Source organism: Pseudomonas sp. P9_31 (assembly GCF_034008235.1).
In the GTDB taxonomy this organism is placed as follows: Bacteria; Pseudomonadota; Gammaproteobacteria; order Pseudomonadales; family Pseudomonadaceae; genus Aquipseudomonas.
In genome coordinates this window covers 4,781,741-4,799,797 of sequence record NZ_CP125375.1, presented here as the reverse complement: position 1 = coordinate 4,799,797, position 18,057 = coordinate 4,781,741, and the positions used below count along the sequence as shown (strand labels likewise).

General features: G+C 58.8%; 20 protein-coding genes and 1 tRNA gene. 7 read left to right on the top strand and 14 right to left on the bottom strand.

All coding sequences use genetic code 11. The annotated features are described in order from the left end of the window. Positions 1-40: 40 nt before the first annotated feature. Entirely contained in the window at positions 41-1,474 is a 1,434-nt protein-coding gene (locus QMK51_RS21625; RefSeq protein WP_258697130.1) for a M48 family metalloprotease, read from the bottom strand. Positions 1,475-1,572: 98 nt separating this feature from the next. Between QMK51_RS21625 and QMK51_RS21620 the strand changes: the two genes are divergently transcribed. Both QMK51_RS21620 and QMK51_RS21615 read left to right on the top strand, forming a co-directional pair. Further along, positions 1,573-1,812, top strand: coding sequence for a sulfurtransferase TusA family protein (locus tag QMK51_RS21620; protein ID WP_007898654.1), 240 nt, complete (start codon positions 1,573-1,575; stop codon positions 1,810-1,812). 31 nt (positions 1,813-1,843) lie between these two features. Then, positions 1,844-2,914: an AI-2E family transporter gene (locus QMK51_RS21615; protein WP_320391739.1), complete on the top strand. Its 1,071-nt coding sequence runs from the start codon at positions 1,844-1,846 to the stop codon at positions 2,912-2,914. Positions 2,915-3,044: 130 nt separating this feature from the next. Here the strand turns inward: QMK51_RS21615 and QMK51_RS21610 are convergent, their stop codons facing one another. Continuing rightward, positions 3,045-3,518: a peroxiredoxin gene (locus QMK51_RS21610; protein ID WP_320391738.1), complete on the bottom strand. Its 474-nt coding sequence runs from the start codon at positions 3,516-3,518 to the stop codon at positions 3,045-3,047. A gap of 10 nt (positions 3,519-3,528) precedes the next feature. Further along, entirely contained in the window at positions 3,529-4,089 is a 561-nt protein-coding gene (locus QMK51_RS21605; RefSeq protein WP_253551533.1) for a glycine cleavage system protein R, read from the bottom strand. A gap of 326 nt (positions 4,090-4,415) precedes the next feature. Here QMK51_RS21605 and dapA point away from each other — a divergent pair, with 326 nt between their 5' ends. From dapA to QMK51_RS21580, 5 genes are all read left to right on the top strand, one after another. Beyond that, positions 4,416-5,294, top strand: a complete 879-nt coding sequence (dapA, locus tag QMK51_RS21600) for a 4-hydroxy-tetrahydrodipicolinate synthase (protein WP_320391734.1) — start codon at positions 4,416-4,418, stop codon at positions 5,292-5,294. 17 nt (positions 5,295-5,311) lie between these two features. Then, positions 5,312-6,427 (top strand): outer membrane protein assembly factor BamC, encoded by a 1,116-nt coding sequence (bamC, locus tag QMK51_RS21595; protein WP_320391733.1) that lies wholly within the window; start codon positions 5,312-5,314, stop codon positions 6,425-6,427. Positions 6,428-6,431: 4 nt separating this feature from the next. After that, positions 6,432-7,190, top strand: coding sequence for an MBL fold metallo-hydrolase (locus QMK51_RS21590; RefSeq protein WP_258697126.1), 759 nt, complete (start codon positions 6,432-6,434; stop codon positions 7,188-7,190). Positions 7,191-7,218: 28 nt separating this feature from the next. After that, on the top strand, positions 7,219-7,932 hold the full coding sequence (gene purC / locus QMK51_RS21585; protein ID WP_007898671.1) for a phosphoribosylaminoimidazolesuccinocarboxamide synthase: 714 nt from the start codon (positions 7,219-7,221) through the stop codon (positions 7,930-7,932). Positions 7,933-8,016: 84 nt separating this feature from the next. Then, positions 8,017-8,106 (top strand) — tRNA-Ser (locus QMK51_RS21580). Positions 8,107-8,288: 182 nt separating this feature from the next. Here the strand turns inward: QMK51_RS21580 and QMK51_RS21575 are convergent. From QMK51_RS21575 to QMK51_RS21525, 11 genes are all read right to left on the bottom strand, one after another. Further along, positions 8,289-8,849 (bottom strand): tail fiber assembly protein, encoded by a 561-nt coding sequence (locus QMK51_RS21575; protein WP_320391732.1) that lies wholly within the window; start codon positions 8,847-8,849, stop codon positions 8,289-8,291. 6 nt (positions 8,850-8,855) lie between these two features. Next, on the bottom strand, positions 8,856-9,920 hold the full coding sequence (locus tag QMK51_RS21570; protein ID WP_320391731.1) for a phage tail protein: 1,065 nt from the start codon (positions 9,918-9,920) through the stop codon (positions 8,856-8,858). Further along, the gene (locus QMK51_RS21565) at positions 9,920-10,495 is read right to left on the bottom strand and encodes a YmfQ family protein (RefSeq protein WP_320391729.1); all 576 of its coding nucleotides are present in this window, start codon (positions 10,493-10,495) and stop codon (positions 9,920-9,922) included. Before QMK51_RS21565 ends, QMK51_RS21570 begins: the two co-directional genes overlap by 1 nt. Next, positions 10,492-11,562 (bottom strand): baseplate J/gp47 family protein, encoded by a 1,071-nt coding sequence (locus QMK51_RS21560; protein WP_320391728.1) that lies wholly within the window; start codon positions 11,560-11,562, stop codon positions 10,492-10,494. The genes QMK51_RS21565 and QMK51_RS21560 overlap by 4 nt, the downstream gene beginning before the upstream one ends. Position 11,563: 1 nt before the next feature. Next, the gene (locus QMK51_RS21555) at positions 11,564-11,881 is read right to left on the bottom strand and encodes a phage GP46 family protein (protein WP_320391726.1); all 318 of its coding nucleotides are present in this window, start codon (positions 11,879-11,881) and stop codon (positions 11,564-11,566) included. Between the two features lie 82 nt (positions 11,882-11,963). Then, on the bottom strand, positions 11,964-12,242 hold the full coding sequence (locus QMK51_RS21550; protein WP_320391725.1) for a hypothetical protein: 279 nt from the start codon (positions 12,240-12,242) through the stop codon (positions 11,964-11,966). A gap of 36 nt (positions 12,243-12,278) precedes the next feature. Then, positions 12,279-12,830, bottom strand: coding sequence for a phage baseplate assembly protein (locus QMK51_RS21545; RefSeq protein ID WP_320391723.1), 552 nt, complete (start codon positions 12,828-12,830; stop codon positions 12,279-12,281). A gap of 8 nt (positions 12,831-12,838) precedes the next feature. After that, positions 12,839-13,963, bottom strand: coding sequence for a phage baseplate assembly protein (locus QMK51_RS21540; protein WP_320391721.1), 1,125 nt, complete (start codon positions 13,961-13,963; stop codon positions 12,839-12,841). Further along, the gene (locus tag QMK51_RS21535; RefSeq protein ID WP_320391719.1) at positions 13,953-15,278 is read right to left on the bottom strand and encodes a DNA circularization protein; all 1,326 of its coding nucleotides are present in this window, start codon (positions 15,276-15,278) and stop codon (positions 13,953-13,955) included. The genes QMK51_RS21540 and QMK51_RS21535 overlap by 11 nt, the downstream gene beginning before the upstream one ends. Further along, entirely contained in the window at positions 15,275-17,509 is a 2,235-nt protein-coding gene (locus QMK51_RS21530) for a phage tail tape measure protein (protein ID WP_320391717.1), read from the bottom strand. The genes QMK51_RS21535 and QMK51_RS21530 overlap by 4 nt, the downstream gene beginning before the upstream one ends. Positions 17,510-17,667: 158 nt before the next feature. Beyond that, entirely contained in the window at positions 17,668-18,054 is a 387-nt protein-coding gene (locus QMK51_RS21525; protein ID WP_320391715.1) for a hypothetical protein, read from the bottom strand. Positions 18,055-18,057 lie beyond the last annotated feature (3 nt).

Below are 18,057 nucleotides of genomic sequence, written 5' to 3'. Positions count from 1 at the left end.
AGGCGGTTTTTTTGTGCCTGATTTTTCTGTCTGGAAAGAATCAGCCCATCATGTCCTTGACCATGCGTTCCTGCTCCATCAACTCACGTTGCCGTGCGTCGATCCGCGATGACAGCGGGAAGTTGCTGCCAGCCTTGCGCTTGGCGAAGTCCAGTTGCTGGATCGCCTGGCGATAGTCGCCGACCAATGCAAAGTACTCCGCGCGAGCCTGATGCAGGCCAATGATGTTGCCCGACAGGCCGCGAGTCTCGGCTACCAGGTACCAGACGTCCGGATCGTCGGGACGGGTCTTGAGCAGGTTTTCCAGTGCCTTTTCCGCATCGGCCGCTCGATTCTGCTTGAGCAACAGGTCGACACGCACCTGATTCAGCGGGTAGTTGCCTGGATACTGAGTGAGCATCCGGTCGACCCGTGACTGAGCATCGGGCAGGCGATTATTGGTAATGTCCAGATCGACCTGCGCCAGGTTATAGATGATCTCGTTAGGCGATTTGGCCAGCAGCGGCTTGAGGTTCTCGCGAGCCTCATTCAGCTGGCCGCCCTTGATCTGGGCGATCGCCAGGCCATAGCGCGCGACGTCGTTTTTCGGGTTTTCATCCAGTTGGGCTCGGAAGCGCTTGGCGCCCAGGCCAGGGGTTTCTTCGTAGATCAGCTGTACGCGCGCCCGAATCAGCTGATAACGCATGCTGTCTTCGATACCGCCCGGTTTGGCCTGTTCGGCACGGTTGCGGGTGTCGGCGATCCGCGATTCGGTCACCGGGTGAGTCAGCAGGAATTCCGGCGGTTTGGCATCGAAGCGGTACTGGCGCATCAGCCGTTCGAACATGGTCGGCATCGAGCGCGGATCGTAACCGGCCTTTTCCAGATTCATGATGCCGATACGGTCGGCTTCCTGCTCGTTCTGGCGCGAGAAACGTCGTTGTTCCTGGATCGCCGCCGCTTGAGTGCCGGCAATGGTCGCGATCCCGGCATCGCCTGCCCCGGCTGCGGCAATCACGATCCCGGCCAGCAGGGCAGCCATCATCGGCACTTGCATGCGCTGCTGGGCTTCGACACCGCGTGCGAAGTGACGCTGCGACAAGTGAGCCAGTTCGTGGGCCAGTACCGAAGCATATTCACCTTCGGTCTGGGCATTGAGGAACAAGCCACCGTTTACGCCGACGATCCCGCCCGGCGCGGCAAACGCGTTGAGCTGCGGGCTGTTGATCAGGATGAACTCCAGGCGCCGGTCATTGACCTGGCTGGTCTCCACTAGCCGGTAGACGCTGGATTCGACGTAATCCTTGAGTTGCGGATCGTTGAGCTGCGACACCTGGCTGCGCAACAGCGCCAGCCATGCACGGCCCAGTTGGTATTCCTGTTGCGGCGAGACGATGGCAGAACTGGCGTCGCCGAGTGACGGCAAGTCGTCGGCGAAGCCCGGTGAGGCGAGCAGGCAAGCGAGCGTCAGCAGGGTAGGGCGCAAAAAAGTCATGCACAAAGCCTTAGTCGACAAAGACCTTACTGTAGCCGGACACTACGCTTGGGACCAGATATTCTAAGCGGCTCAACCCCCTGCTCCGGAGTGATTCGATGACTGACGCTGTAACCCACGACGCCGAACTGGACGCCAGCGGTCTGAATTGTCCGTTGCCGTTGCTCAAGGCCAAACTGGAGCTCAATCGACTGGCTAGCGGTGCGGTGCTCAAGGTGATCGCCACCGATGCAGGCTCTCAGCGCGACTTTCGCACCTTTGCCCGATTGGCTGGTCATACGCTGCTTCGTGAAGAAGATGAGGCGGGCGTTTACCGCTATTGGTTGAAAAAAGCCTGAAACCTGCTGCGTTCGTTTCTAAGGATTATTGATGTTCAAAGTGTTACGCGACTGGATTCAGCGCTACTTCTCGGATGAGGAGGCCGTGGTGCTGGCGGTGCTGCTGTTTCTGGCATTTACCGCCGTACTCACCTTGGGTGGAATGCTCGCGCCGGTACTGGCCGGGATGGTCCTGGCGTATCTGATGCAAGGGTTGGTGGTGACTATCGAGCGCCTGCGCGTACCGGGTGGCGTGGCGGTGGGGCTGGTCTTCGCGTTGTTCATGGGGCTGTTGCTGGTATTCATCATCGTCGTAGTGCCACTACTCTGGCATCAACTGATCACGCTGTTCAACGAATTGCCCGGCATGCTCGCCAAGTGGCAGTCGTTGCTGTTGCTACTGCCCGAGCGTTATCCCCATCTGGTGTCGGACGAGCAGGTGTTGCAGGCGATCGAAGTGGCGCGGGGCGAGATCGGCAAGTTCGGCCAGTGGGCGCTGACGTTTTCACTGTCGAGCCTGCCGCTGCTGGTGAACATCATGATTTATCTGGTGCTGGTGCCAATCCTGGTGTTCTTCTTTCTCAAGGACCGGGAAATGATCGGCCAGTGGGTGCGCGGTTATCTGCCGCGGGAGCGGGCGCTGATCACCCGCGTCGCTCACGAGATGAACCGGCAGATCGCTAATTACATTCGCGGCAAGGTCATCGAGATTTTCATTTGCGGTGGTGTGACCTACATCGGTTTCGTTGTTCTGGGCCTCAACTACGCGGCACTGCTGGCATTACTGGTGGGCGTGTCGGTGGTGGTGCCTTACGTCGGCGCAGTGGTGGTGACCGTGCCGGTCATGCTGATTGCGCTGTTCCAGTGGGGCTGGAGCGATCAGTTCATCTATTTGATGGCGGTCTACGGGATCATCCAGACGCTGGATGGCAACGTGCTGGTGCCGTTGCTGTTCTCGGAAGCGGTCAATCTGCATCCGGTGGCGATCATCTGCGCGGTGTTGTTGTTTGGCGGGCTGTGGGGCTTTTGGGGGGTGTTCTTTGCGATTCCGCTAGCAACCCTGTTCAAGGCTGTGCTGGACGCCTGGCCGCGCAAAGAGCCGGTGGTGTCGCCGCTGCTTTAATTCTTTAGTGAGGCTGATGGCCTCTTCGCGAGCAGGCTCACTCCCACATTAGATCGCGTCAGTCAAAACAACTCGGTCAACTGTAGGAGTGAGCCTGCTCGCGATAGCGTCGGAACAGGCGCCAAATGAATCAGGCCTTGTTCAGCGCCTGAGCTGCAGCCAATACCGCATCCACATGGCCCGGCACCTTCACACCGCGCCATTCCTGACGCAACACACCGTCCTTGTCGATCAGGAACGTGCTGCGATCAACGCCCATATATTCTTTGCCATAGAGCTTTTTCAGCTTGATCACGTCGAACTGCTGGCAGAGCGCTTCTTCCTTGTCGCTGATCAGCTCGAAGGTGAACGCCTGCTTGGCCTTGAAGTTTTCGTGGGATTTGAGGCTGTCGCGGGATACGCCGAAGACTTCAGTGTTGGCGGCTTTAAAAGCATCAAGCTGATCGCGAAAGCCCTGACCCTGAGTGGTGCAACCTGGCGTGCTGTCCTTCGGATAGAAGTAAATCACCACCTGCTTGCCTTTGAGGCCCGCGAGGCTGACGTTCTGCCCGCTGGTGGCGGGGGCTTCGAAGTCGGCAACCGGTTGGTCGATGGTAACGGCCATTGAAGTTTCCTTACATTGGGTTTTGTGGGCGCCACGGTTCGATCAGGGCATCCAGATTCAGCGCGTCGGCGAAATCCAGGAATTGATCACGCAGCCAGCTGATTTGCACGCCGGCCGGCAAGGTCACGGTAAACGTGGCGTTGAGCATGGTGCCGCCGGTTTGCGGAGCCTGATAGGTGTCGCAGGTCAGGTTTTCCAGCTCGACGTTGTGGTCCATGAAGAACTGGCACAGCTCGTTGATGATGTCCGAGCGATAGGCCGAGCTGACATAGGCGACGTACGGCAGGGCCTGAGGACGATTCTCCAGGGCTGCGCTGCGCACCACATTGACGGTGAAGGCGTGCCGTTTGGCCAGCACTGGCAGACTGCCTTCGAGGCGCGCCAGGGCGTCCCAGCTGCCGGAGATCTCAAGGATCAGCGCACTGCATTCGCCATGGCGTGTCAGGCGAGAGGTGACCACGGCGCAGCGGTTTTCATGGCTGGCGCGGCACAGGACGTTAGTCAGCTCCATGGGGTTGGCGCCGAGGGCACTGATGACAAGGAATTGTTCGCGAACTGTGGGGGTGGACATGCAGCATTCCTAAAGCGATGAGCGGTCGATACTTTTATGGGCCTTTTTTACCGGGACGAGCCTGCGGATGCGAATTCAGAAAACCCGGCCGAAGGTTGCAACGTGCTCCAGTATGGCGAGAGCGAGGGGTGGCAACGCTGGATCGGGGCTTGTGATGCCGAAAATGGAGGCTGGAACGCGGCGTACGAGCTTATCAGTACCGATCAAAGTCTGAAGGGTAGCGAAAAGCGGCGCCAAGGGGAATGGCAGCAGCGCAGTACTTCGCTTGTACAAGCATCTTGGCGCCAGTACCATTACCGCTCTCTTTTTCCGGCAGGAGCGGTTGCATGATTGCGGGCAGTATGGTGGCACTGGTCACACCCATGGATGCACAGGGTCGTCTTGACTGGGACAGCCTGAGCAAACTGGTGGACTTCCACCTGCAAGAGGGCACCAACGCCATCGTGGCGGTCGGCACTACGGGTGAGTCGGCCACGCTTGACGTGAACGAGCACATCGAAGTGATTCGTCGCGTGGTTGCCCAGGTTGCAGGGCGTATTCCGGTGATCGCCGGTACGGGCGCCAATTCGACGCGCGAAGCGATCGAACTGACCACCAACGCGAAGAACGCCGGCGCCGATGCGTGCCTGCTGGTAACGCCTTACTACAACAAGCCGACGCAAGAAGGCCTGTACCTGCACTTCCGCGCCATCGCCGAAGCGGTCGATATCCCGCAGATTCTTTACAACGTGCCGGGTCGTACCGCGTGTGATATGCAGGCCGAGACAGTGATCCGCCTGTCGACCGTGAAGAACATCATCGGCATCAAGGAAGCCACGGGCGACCTGCAGCGCGCCAAGGAAATCCTGGCGGGCGTGAGCAGCGACTTCCTGGTCTATTCCGGTGACGACGCGACCGCGGTCGAGTTGATGCTGCTCGGCGGCAAGGGCAATATTTCGGTGACCGCCAACGTCGCACCGCGCGCCATGAGCGAGCTGTGCGCCGCGGCCATGGCCGGCGATGCCGTCAAGGCCCGGGCTATCCACGAAAAGCTGATGCCGCTCAATAAAACCCTGTTTATCGAATCCAACCCTATCCCCGTGAAATGGGCACTGCATGAAATGGGCTTGATGCCGGACGGTATCCGTCTGCCGCTCACCTGGCTCAGCGCTGCCTGTCACGAACCGCTGCGGCAGGCCATGCGCCAGTCCGGCGTCCTGGTTTAATTGAGGAAGTACAACGCATGAAGCGAATGGCCGGACTTTCCGCACTTGCCTTGATTATCTCCAGCACCAGTGGCTGTGGATGGATCTGGGGCCCGGAAGGTTACTTCCGTGACCGTGGTAGCGATTACCTGGAAGCGCAACAGACTGCACCGATGCAACTGCCACCGGATGTCAGCACCGCCAAGCGCCTGGATCCGCTGTTGCCGATCCCGCGCAACGTGGCCGACGACACCGCCAAGGGCGAATACATCGTGCCTCGTCCGCAGCCGCTGTCGGCAGCAGCTGATGCCAGCGCCTACTCACTGCAGAAGAGCGGTGATTCGCGTTGGATCATGGCTCAGAACCCGCCCGCTGAAGTCTGGCCAGTGGCCGTGCAGTTCTTCCAGGACAACGGTTTCCGTCTGGACGAACAGCGCCCGCAAACCGGCGAATTCACCACCACCTGGCAGCATTCCGACGAACTGTCCGCAGCCATGGCCAAGCGCCTGAGCGCGGCCGGTGTCGGCGCCGACAGCGAAACCCGCGTGCGGGTGCGTATCGAGCCGGGCGTGCAGCGCAACACCAGTGAAGTCTACGTGGTCAGCGCCGAGCGTCCTGCCGGCAGCACCGCCAATGTCGACTTCACCAATCGTTCGGTCAATACCGGCCTGGACGCAGCGCTGGTCGACGACATGCTTGCGAGCATGAGCCGCACTTCGGAGAAGGGCGGTTCGGTTTCCATGCTGGCGAGTCGTGATTTCGACACGCCAAGCCGTGTCAGCCTGACCGAAGACGGCAGTGGCAACCCCGTGCTCAACGTCGGTACCGACCTGGATCGTGCCTGGTCGAGCGTCGGTCGTGCGCTGGAGCAGGGCGAATGGCGTGTTGAAGACATCAACCGCACCCTGGGCCTGTACTACATCAACCTCGCCGAAAAAGCCGAGAAAAAGGACGAGCAGCCAGGTTTCTTCGGCAGCCTGTTCGGCAGCAAGCCGAACAAGGAAGAAGTTGAAGCCCGCGCCGAACGCTATCAGGTTCGTCTGAGCAAGGTTGGCGAGAACGTACAAGTCACCGTTGAGAAAAACATCAATACCGTGGCGCCAGCAGACGTGGCGCGCAAAGTGTTGACCGTGATTCAGGACAACCTGGGCTGATCCCATGCGTTTTGCCGTTCTCGGCAGCGGTAGCCAAGGGAACGGCACGCTGGTAGCCAGCGATGACACGTATGTACTGGTGGATTGTGGTTTCTCCCTGCGGGAAACCGAAAAACGCCTGCTGCGCCTGGGTGTGAACCCTGCGCAGCTGAGCGCGATACTCGTGACCCACGAACATGCCGACCACGTGCATGGCGTGGGTTTGCTGTCTCGGCGTTACAATCTGCCTGTCTACCTCAGTCGCGGGACCCTGCGCGGGATGCGCAAACCGATTGAACCCGCAGGCCTTCTGGCCGGCGGCGAGCAACTGCAAATCGGCCCTCTGAGCATCGGCGTCATTGCCGTGGCCCATGATGCGCAGGAGCCAACGCAGTATGTCTTCAGTGATGGTCAGCGGCGTTTCGGCCTGCTGACCGACCTGGGTTCGTACTGCAACAAGGTGCTGGACGGTTATCGGGACCTCGATGCATTGATGATCGAGTCCAACCATTGCCGTGACATGCTGGCTCGCGGTCACTACCCTTACTTTCTCAAGCAGCGGGTAGGCGGTGAATTGGGACATTTGAACAACCATCAGGCGGCATTCCTGGTGGCCGAGTTGGGCTGGCAAGGCCTGCAACACCTGGTCCTGGCCCATCTGAGCAGCAAGAACAACCTGCCGCAGCTGGCCCGGCAATGTTTTGTCGACACCCTCGGGTGCGACCCGGACTGGCTGCAACTGGCCGATCAAGATTCAGGGCTCGACTGGCGACACATCGCCTAGCCCACCTACTTAGCAAGCGGAGCCCATCATGGAAAAACGTGAAGAACTCTACCGCGGCAAAGCCAAATCGGTTTACAAGACCGACGACGCTGACCGCTTGATCCTGCTGTTTCGCAACGACACCTCGGCGTTCGACGGCAAGCGCATCGAGCAGCTCGACCGCAAAGGCATGGTGAACAACAAGTTCAACGCCTTCATCATGCAGAAACTCGAAGCAGCCGGCGTGCCGACTCAATTCGACAAACTGCTGGGCGACAACGAATGCCTGGTGAAGAAACTCGACATGATCCCGGTCGAGTGCGTCGTGCGTAACTACGCCGCCGGCAGCCTGGTCAAGCGCTTGGGCGTGGAAGAGGGCATGAAGCTCAACCCTTACACCTTCGAACTGTTCCTGAAGGACGACGCCAAGGGCGACCCGTTCATCAACGAATCCCACGTCGTGGCATTCGGTTGGGGCACCGCCGAGCAACTGGTTCGCATGAAAGAACTGTCGCTCAAGGTCAACGAAGTCCTGAGCAAACTGTTCGACGACGCCGGCCTGCTGCTGGTCGACTTCAAACTCGAATTCGGCGTGTTCTCCGATGGCTCCATCGTTCTGGGTGACGAATTCAGCCCGGACGGCTGCCGTCTGTGGGACAAGGCCACCGGCAAGAAAATGGACAAGGACCGCTTCCGTCAGGGCCTCGGTGACGTCATCGAAGCCTACGAAGAAGTCGCCAACCGTCTGGGCGTACCGCTTTAATCGACGCAAGCATCTGATAGCACGGAAAAAAATCGCTCAAGGGGGTTCGCTTCCGGCGATTGTGCTGTTATGATGCGCGCCGTTGGAGAGATGCCAGAGTGGCCGAATGGGACGGATTCGAAATCCGTTGTACCTTCACCGGTACCTAGGGTTCGAATCCCTATCTCTCCGCCATACATGGAAAGCCCCGTAGATGAGAATCTACGGGGCTTTTTCGTTTCTGGCGTTCTGGTCTAGGGCATTTTTAGGGCAATGTAAGCGCGCGCCGGATTTGGCATCGCTTGACGGGATGATTGGCACACCCTGCAAAGCCTCAACACATCACTTTTCGCATGATAATTGGCATCGCCATCAGATCACTCCGCCGAGGCTGGCGGAATCGGCCAATCCACTTGCAGCGGATAGCCCGGTTGCTTCTCTATACGACTCAAAGCGACGCTGTAGAGCTTCAAACTCAACAGGACAGCTTCTTCCTCTGCTGTGGCATCACCCAAGTCATGTGCGTATTGAAGCGGGGCAATCTTTACCCCTGCATCACGTAGTAAGAAATCCCGCTCAATACGCACTTCTGACGCTGCGGCTGCGAGCTGAGCCGCAGAGTCGAGTTGCCAGGCACCATCAAACCAGACGTAGTGGAGCCCTGGGCAAGGGGCATCCGTGTAGCCGTCAGGAAGCTCCCCCAGTCTGGTCCACTCCTCCGATCTACCTGAGTCGGTTCGGTAAACCATTCCCCGTCGATCTTCTACTTCTTGCGGCTTGTCTTCCACCAAAGCCCATGCATGCCCCGTTATGGGCACCGGTAGTATTTCGGACAGTTCCACAGCATTGCTTGGTCGCTGAGCACCCAAGCCAGGAATAGGAGGAAGCTCTATAGGCCCATTCAATGCGCCTGCTTGATCGATCAGATAAGTAAACATAAGACCTCAGATGATTTTGATTCGGCCAGGGTAGGCAATACTTCGTGGGCGAGTTTCAATACCGCCGTAGAGTTCTGAGCCTGGGAGTCCAGCGACGTCGGACCTGTTACCTCGGGCAATCTTCCCGGTGCCAAAAGCGGTAGGGTTGCTGGGCGAGTCAATGTTGTGACCGTGAGCCCTGAGCAAGTCGACAGCCCATGAGCCCGCGAGCCGACCGGAATCGACACCACGGCCGTCATCAAGTACCCGAATGAATTCAGCCCGTCCTTCTGGCGCCCGGAATGTTGCGATGCCATCTCCGCTTGTCCAACCACCTTCCATCCCAACTCGGGCAGCTTCAGTGGTCAGCATCCCGGATTGCTGCCCGTGGTCCCAAAGCCAAGGCCATTCGGATCGCAAGTATTCGCGACTATTGAGCGGGCCATACCCGCCGGGGCTGAACGAAGTCGTAGTTTCAAATACTGGCCTACCAAGCGAGGTGCCATCGAATCGACCTACGGGCCACCATCCCCCATTACCATCGCTACGCAGATGCCACCAATCACCAGAGCCCATCAAAACCAAAAATGGATAACCTGCGGCGTTTAGATGCGTGTGGAACTTGATTTTGTCGGTTCCAGCAGCCTGCACGACTAGTCGGTTGGTGCTGTTATCTGTTCTTCTAACAATCACATCGACGACGCCCAACGCGGCTGCCGAAGTCGGCAGCGTGATAGTGCGAGTAGCGGCATTTGCGTCAATCAACACCAACCCCATCTGTGCCGCAGTCAATGCGGTGTTAGCGGAAATGGATGTGATGCGGCTCATTGCGAGCAGTGCTGGCGGTCTGTGCTTGAGTACATCCCAATCAGCAGTATCCCCGGACAGCTTCTGAAGGGCCTGAAAAAGCTGCGAGTCGCTCGCAGGATCAAGCTCAACGCCTAGCCCTACGATGGCATTGATCAACTCTCGCTGAACGGTATTAAGCCATGCAGCCTTGACTAGGGTTGGCCCTACACCGGCTGCTGGATTACCTTCCCGGTACTCGCCATCTGCGTTTGCGGTGGGTGTGATATCTCCGATTTTTTGCATCAGTTGTCTCCGTAACCAAACAGCAAAATGGATTCGGCAGGCATCATTTGACGAAGCCGACACTCAAGGGCTTTATTCCCCCAAGTGGCCAGAGGGTCACCAGCCCCCATGATTCCCGCCTTGGCGTAGTTGACTGTTACGGCCGGAGCATTTACGCGCCAAGTGAAGGCCCAGTCACCGCCATAGAGAGGGTCACCGGCATGCAGAAGTCCCGCATAAGCCGGTCTGAAAGTAGTGATGGTGATGTCATAGCCCAAGCTCTTGGCCAGGCTTATAAAGAAGGGCTTGCTCTGGCCACCGCGCCCTTGATATTTGCTGACCACGGCCTGCACCCGTTCACCGACCGACGGGGATACACCGAGCAGACATGGATCAGGCAAGGCGAGTACTCGCTCCCAATCCGCAAGACCTTCTCCGGTGTCCGGGAAAATGGCGTTGTAGACCGCATCCGCTTTGGTATCGGTAAGGGTCAGAGCGTTGGCTTCCGCCTCAATCGTGGCTGAGAGAGTTGGAGCGGTTCCGTCGTAGGAAACAGGCGGCAGCAACAACCGGAGCTGGTCGCTAAGACGGGTCATTCCATTAGCCCCAGAGTGATGGTTCCGGGACGAATCCATCCAATCAGAGCCAGATCTTCGGACGCATTGACGTTGTTAACTGGCGTTGTCACAGAGCGGTCAATGACGCCTGCCAAGTTGTTGATCATTGCTTCGATGTGCGACCGCTTGAGCATCTCGCGGGGCTTCAACGCGCCAAGCAACATGTCATAGGCTTTCTGCGCAGCGGCCTGCACGTCGGCAAGAAGGTAGCCCGATGCAAGTTCGACCAGGGCGGTGGAGTTGACGACGCGAATGGTTGGCACGTACACCCAGACGTCCGCAATGACCGAACACTGGCTCAATACGTAATCCTGGCAGTTGGCAACCACCTCGACTGAGGGAAGGCCACCATCCGCAGTAATGACGAGGTCGACCGTACCTGCGCCGCGACGCTTTGGCAGTACGAGGACGTCTGTGACACCATCGACCTCTTTCGCCCACCGGGCATAGTCATAATCCGCGCCGCCTGCGGGCGGTTTCTGTAGGTCTTCTAGCAGCCTGGCTAGAAGCGATTCGACCGCCTCCCGATCTAAGCCCCCGGTGGTGGCCTCGACGAATGTCGCGGTGGAATCCATGCCAAGAGGCGGGCTGGTGATGACCAGGTCGCCGGTCAGATCATTCAAGACGCTGCCAAGTGTCTGCGCTTCGACCACGACCGTGGCGGTGCCGTCGGTGCCAAGTATCGCGCTGGATTGCGCTACGAACGACTCCCCGGTAACGACGTGTGTCATGGTCGCGCCCACCAACAGCTCGACGCCCGCTACGCCTTTTAGCGCGGCTGGGCCGGTTGCTGCTACCGGGTCTTTGAGCGTCAAACCACGGTTTGCGGCTGCGTGGACAACTTCGTCATCGTCAGCGGTGTCCGGGAAGATTTGGCGGTACACCCAGGCCAGTTTTTGGTACAGCCCCTCAATGGCAGCCGCAACCGCTGCTGAGCGTATGTAGTGGTCACTGTCGGTGCCGATATCGGCTTCGGACTGAAGATTGCGAATATCTCGCAGGATGCCTGTGAGAACGCTCTCCAGTGAGGGGGAGGAAAAAGCCATGTCAGATCACCCTTACAGGTTGGCGAAACACCTGCGGATTGCCGGTGGCGTCGATGATTTCGATGTGCAGATCGAGCCGGCCGTTGTGGGGCTGCTCGGCGGTTATGGTGATCTTCTTGGCGCGGCCGTCATCAAGCAGCGGCTGGAGCGCTTGCTCGGCGTATTGCCTGGCAAGGATGCCCACCCGAGGGCGGTCTTTTTCGCGGCGAAGTTCGTGCAGGCGGGAGCCCAGCGCGGGATCAGCCCACCAGGTTCCGAGGGGAGTCATGAGGCGGATGTAGACGGCGTTTGCCAGCGTATTGATACGCTGGCCCGTCAAGTCGCCTGTCGTTGGGTTTATGCCTGCGTCCATAGGGATGTATGGTGCAGGGAGACGCGGAGGGAGTGTATTTCAGGATGGTTTAAGGTTTTTTGCGGGGAAGGCCAAGGTCGGCGAGTTGTGCGTTGTTCAACTGGGTCACATGAGCATAGGCGCCCACTTCCTGCGATGGCGATGCGGGTACGAGTTGAACCGTATGTTCGCCCTCATGCTGCTTGTATTCATTGATAAGACCGATAACGGTGCCGTCCGAACGCAACGCCCACGCTGCAATGGGCTCAAGAATTGAGCTGTCATCATCGGGAAAACCGACGTAATACCAGTCGTTGCAAGGAATAATTTGAACAATAGTGGCCGACATAAATAGCTCTCATCCATTGGGTGATCAAGTATGTCATCACTGCTGTTGCCCTGGTACTGAACCACCACCGTGGTTATGCCCGTTATAGATGTCCCGGTCAGCCTGCATGGTCCGCGTATGGTCCGCGATTTCGCCGTCAGCCTTGATATTACCGTCGACGTGCTGATCTCCGCTCATCTCGACCAACGGCGTCTCAAAGCGCACCTTGTTCTTGACCTTGAACACTAGATCATCAGTCACGACCTCGATCACCCGACCGCGCTTCATATGCACGTAATCCCCCTCATCGGTGTAGATCGACACTTCGCCGTCCTGGAGCGCGATTCGGTAGCGGCCGTCTTCGCTGGCGGCGACGATGGCGTGTTTGCTGTTTCCGCCCACGGGAATGACCAGGTACTCAGCGCCAGGCTGTGGCGCTGAGCTGAAGCCATAGTGCTGGAACAGCTCAGCCGACACTGACTCCCCGGATAGCCCCTCGACTTCAACCCCGATCAACTTGCCGTGAGTGTTGCGGGCCGCAACAGCACGAAAAGGCAGACGAACATTCGCCAGCACTCTGCCGACTTGTTCACGTATCAAACGCCCCATGCTGCTCATCACGCCCCCTTAATGATTTCGATAAGGGCCGCGTCCGGGTTGGACTTGCCTTTATGTTTCTTCTGTTTGATACCGTCCAAAATCCACATCTTGTCTTCACGCAAACGCAACTCAGTGATGGCGCCCTCGCCACGAGAGAGGCGCAAGGTGCGGGCCATCAGAAAGAACGTGCCGTCCAGTTCATGGGGCTGGCTGCGGACGATGACGCGTTGCCCAGGATTCCAGACCTGCCCGTTATCAGCCCGGTGTCCCTGGACGATGGCGCGGATTTCAAAACCCTCCAGACGACTGTCGGCCAGCAGCTTGCGGGCACGGGTGGTGGCCATGTCCTGGTTCTCACTGGCGCTATCAATGACCACCTTCGGCCGGAAGATCCCGCGACGGGCCAGAGTCTCGTCCTGGATGACCGAACGCAGGTGGGAACGCTTGGTGTCGAGGCCATCGTTATCGTACTGGCCGTGCTGGCCGAGGACGGTGATCTGGCTGTAACGGTTGGCGATGGAGCGGCGCACACTCAGGCGTTGCACGTTGTTGCCCACACCGTCCTCGCGCAGGATCAACGTGCCCACGGGAGGTGCGTTGTAATCAGGCCCACCGATGATCAGACGGCCATCCGGTTCGACCCATGGCCACAAGCCGTTGGCCTCGGCGACCTGAAGCAGCGCTTCCCAAGCGGTCTGTCCGGGTTCGATCTGGACGCGGCGCCGGGTCTTGGCCTGGTCGGCGCGGATCTCGACTTGGAAGATGCCCAGTGGCTTTACCACCTGGTCGAGGATTTGCGCCAATGAGGCTTCGCGCATCGACACGAACGGGGCCGAACAATCGACCAGAGGCGCCGCACGGTCCCGGCCGTTGATGCGCATCGAAATGCCCTGGCGCGAGATGTCGTGTTCAAACTCGTCGATCTGCCCGGTCAATACGCGGTCGCTGCCTAGGGTCAGCGAGCATGGCGCCCCTTCTTTCAGCACGGCGGGCAGTTGCGTGGAGTGCTTGGTGTACAGCTCCAGTTCAAAGGCGTCGGCGGGTGTCAGCAGGTCGGATTCAACCGACCAACCGTCCCAGGTGTCGTGGGCCAGGCCACCGATGGACAGGCGGATCGGTGCCGTCTGGATGTCATTCTGCATAAGCACGCAATACCTTACCGACCGGGATGTTGTGGGGTGTCTTCAGGTCGGGATTGAGCCGGATCAATTCGAGGGCGCGGGAGTGGTCGCCATACCAGCGATGCGCCAACAGACGAAGGCTGGCCGGGGTTTCAACCCTGCGCTCGACCATGGGAGGGCTTTGCAAAATGACCTGGCGGGCGCGGGCCTGGATCAACGCGGCGGTGTTGCGCAGTGCTTCAATGATCGGCCGGGAGGTTTCCACGTCGTAGAGTCGGCGCTGGAGCAGGATGGCGGACTGCACCAGCGAGCGCACCAGGTTAACCAGGCCTTCCAGCTCCAAGGGGCTCAGCGTTGGCTTATTGCCTTCGTCCTCAATGACGATGGCCACCGCTTGGGCGTGCGCGGCGGCCAGCTCGGTGATGACCAACACCACCAGGGCAAATCCACTGGCCGCCACCGGATCTTCAGGCATGCCGTCCGGCAACAGGTCGGCGTTCGGCACCACTCCCTGGCGGGCACTGATCAAAAAGGCGTTGCCCGCCCGAGCCGCGTCCGTGGTCAGACTGGCGCTGCCGGGGACCGTAGCCGGGACGCCAGACATGGACAGCAAGGCAGTCGACTTTTCGGGCGTGCTGCCTTGAATGGCACTACGGATCTGCGTCGGAGTGCGGAACAGGTCGGTCAGCGGATCGAAGGCCGCGGAAGGATACTTGGCCATGGACGCCACGCCGGAGACCACACCGAGGATCTGTGAGCGCAGTTGCTGCACGCGCAGAAAAATGCCTGGCAAGCCCAGAGCTTTTTCGATCAACCCCACCCAGCCGCCACCGATCCACGATTGAATCTCGCTGACCAGGGAGTCGATGCGGCCGAACAGATCGAACACGCCGTCCTGCCAGGTGTATTCGTCCTCCACGTCGGTGACACCGACATCGACGAACTCAAACTGACGGGCAAAGAATGGCAGCTCCGGGGTGTCTTCCAGGAACAGCAGGCTGACCGTCGCTGAGTCGGGATTGTCAGCGTTGTGCTTGGCCTCCCACGTCTGAGTGACGACGCTAAGGCTGCCATAGATTGGGTGGATCAGTTCACCCGAGCCAGGCGTATCCACCGCCAGGAGGATGTTTTGCAACTCCAGCTCGTAGTTGACGCCGAACACCACGACTTGCATCTGGAAGCGACGGGCACCACGGCCCAGATCGACGACGCTGTCGCCGTCTTTAAACGGTGTGCCGTGTTCGGCCGTAGCGCGTTGAGCCTGGAGACTTTCCTCTACGACCTGGAGCGGTACGCCTCGGAAGGAGGCATCCAGCAGGGTTTCCGCCCAGCTCATTGGCCACGCCTTACTTGCAGGTCGGTGCGGCGCTCGACCTCAGCCTGGATCATCCGCGAGTCCATGCGCAACTCAATGACCAAGGGTTGATCCAGCAGTCGTTGTAGACGCGCATTGGCGGCTTGAGTTTCAGCTCCGGCCCCCACGGCGCGGTTGGCAACACCCGCTGCCCAGGCATTGGCACCTTCGACGGAGTTGCCCGAGGCGGTCAAACCGGTTTGTTGATGCGCCAGGCGCTGAGCCTGAGTCGATAGCCAGTCTTGGGATTGGTCGGGATTCTGCCCGGCGAGGGCAATGCGATTGCTGTAGAACGCCGTCTGGTAAGTGCGCTGGCCATCGTCAATTAGCTTATTGCGGGGCACCATGGCCAAGCGATCTTCATCCGTGTTTTGACCGGTTGAACCACCCAGTTGAGTCGCACTTAACGCCAGGGCAACCGGGGCCAACCATGGTGCGATAAAACCGCCAGGCTTGCCCTTTTCGGACGATGTACCTGGAAGATCAGGCATACCAGGACCGCCGAGGTTCATTCCGCTGTTTGGCCAGTTGGTTACGAATACCGACGTGACACCGGTCGCTTCTTCCAGCACCTTGCCCACGGCAATGTTCTTGAGGGTTTCAGGGCCACCCATGAACTTGTTCAGCAAGGCGCCCGCGCCAGCTTTGGCACCGCGTCCGGCGTAGTACCCACCAGCACCCAACGCAGCACCACCGGCCAGCATCTGCTCACCGGATAAGTTGAGGTCATCGAGCAGATAGCTGCCCATTTCGGCAAAGCCTTTGTTCAGCGGTGTCGCCATACGGTCAATGGCTTCGCCCAACGTTGCTTTCATTCGGGCAGCCGTACCGCTGGAACTCTGCGTATTTTCTTTAAGGTCGTTGTTGAAAATGGGCTCTGCCTTTTTAAGCTGCGTAGCGCCGTTGCGGAAGTCGTCCAGTCGGTCGCCGGTCAACATACTGCGCATCCCGCGAACGGTGTCCTGGTCCATTCCCTTAAATACAATCCCCATGAACTTTGCACGTTGTTCATCGGTCTTCATTGCGTTGTACTTTCTTTTCAACTCTTCGAATACTTCCAGAGGATTTTTAGACGTGCCGTCTTTCTTATTAAAAAAACTAACGCCACTAGTTTTGGTAATTTGATCTCGATATTGTTTGCTACTGAAAACACGCAATGTTGATTCAGCCAATGTTCCGAGCCGATCAGGCTGCTGCTCAACTTTAGAAAGCGCCTCGGTAAATGCCAATGCCTGCTCAATGGACATGCCCGCAGCGGCTGCAACCCCACCGATTTTCGGAAACAGGTCGGATAGATTCTCAAGCTCCGCGAGCCCCAGGCGCCCGGCGACAGTCATCTTCTGCAACAATTCAAGCGCCGCATCACCTTTGTTCAAATCAATGTTAAAGGCACTCGCAGCAGCAACAACTGCCTTCCCCAACACGCCAGAATCAGCCCCTGTAATAGTCGATGCCTGACCGATGGCATCAGCGGTCTTTTTCGCGGGAGCGTACTTAACACCAGAGGCAATCAACGTATTGAAACCGGTATCCACACTCTCACGACTGAGACCATATTTTCTGGCGACCCTAAAGCCGTCCCTTTTCCAGTCTTCTTTTTCCTCCGGTGACATATTGGCGGTCTGCTTGGTGCGAATCAGTTGTCGCTCCAGATTGGCGCTGCCGGTCAAACCGGATACGACACCAAGCCCAATACCCAAACCAGCCAATTGCCCCTGAGCACTACTGCCCAAACCTTTGAGCCGGTCAAACTCCTGACGCACGCCCATGGCAATGGTCTTCAAGGCGCGCAGATGGCGCCCGCTGTTCTGGGCCATGCGGCGGAAGGACGATTCGGTTCTTTCCACGCTCTGGCGCAATGGCTGTACACCTTGCCGATCAGCGTTGATCAGCTCGGTCTTGGCATCCCGCGCTGCTTTGCGAGCGGCGGTGGCCATCGCCTTCAACTCGGCAGAGGTCTTGGTGACCTCAATCCGCGTGTCGGAGCCAGCCTTCGCCGTTTCGCGCATGGCGTTGCGGATGACTTTGTAACTGACCGCTCCAGCCTGGCCGACCTTGGTAATGGCGGTGCCAGCCTTCCAGCTCTCATCGGCCAGAGACTTGGCGCCTTCCTTGCCGGCTTTACGCAGGTCGCGATTGATCTGCTCGATCTCGCGTCGGCTGTTACCCGAATGGGCCTGAATACGAAGCGCGACGCGCAGGTCGGAACTCATCAGATACTCCTGGTAGTGATGCAGGCAATGGGCGGTTTACTTCGGCTTCGGCAATGGCTTGCGAATCCGCTTGCTGACATAGCGCGTGGTTTTGGGCTTGCCGATGATCAGATCGATGCGAGCATCGATCTCGGCACGGGTCATCCGACGCAGTTCGTCTAGTCGGTAACCGTGTCGGATGAAGGCGTGTTCGATACGTCGCCAGTCGGCGTTGCCGCGCTCGGCGGCGCGAGCTTTTTTTCCAGCGCCGCGTCGGCGTCCGCGATGACGGCCAAGTCGGTTTCGGCCAGATTCTCGCGCAGCAGCTCGATGGTCAGCGCCTCGGGCGGGATGTCCCCCAAGGACAGCAACTGGCGGCGATACACTTCCAATGTGACCAACTGAAATGGTCCATCGGGGTGCAGCTCTTGAGCGGCTACCAAGTCGCCCGCCATACCAACGCGAAGGGTAAAGTTCTTGTGACGCAGGCCGGAGTAATACACGCCGATGCGCAACTCGCCGGTGATGGTCAGGCCGTCCCACTGTTTGTTCATTTGCTCGGTCATTGC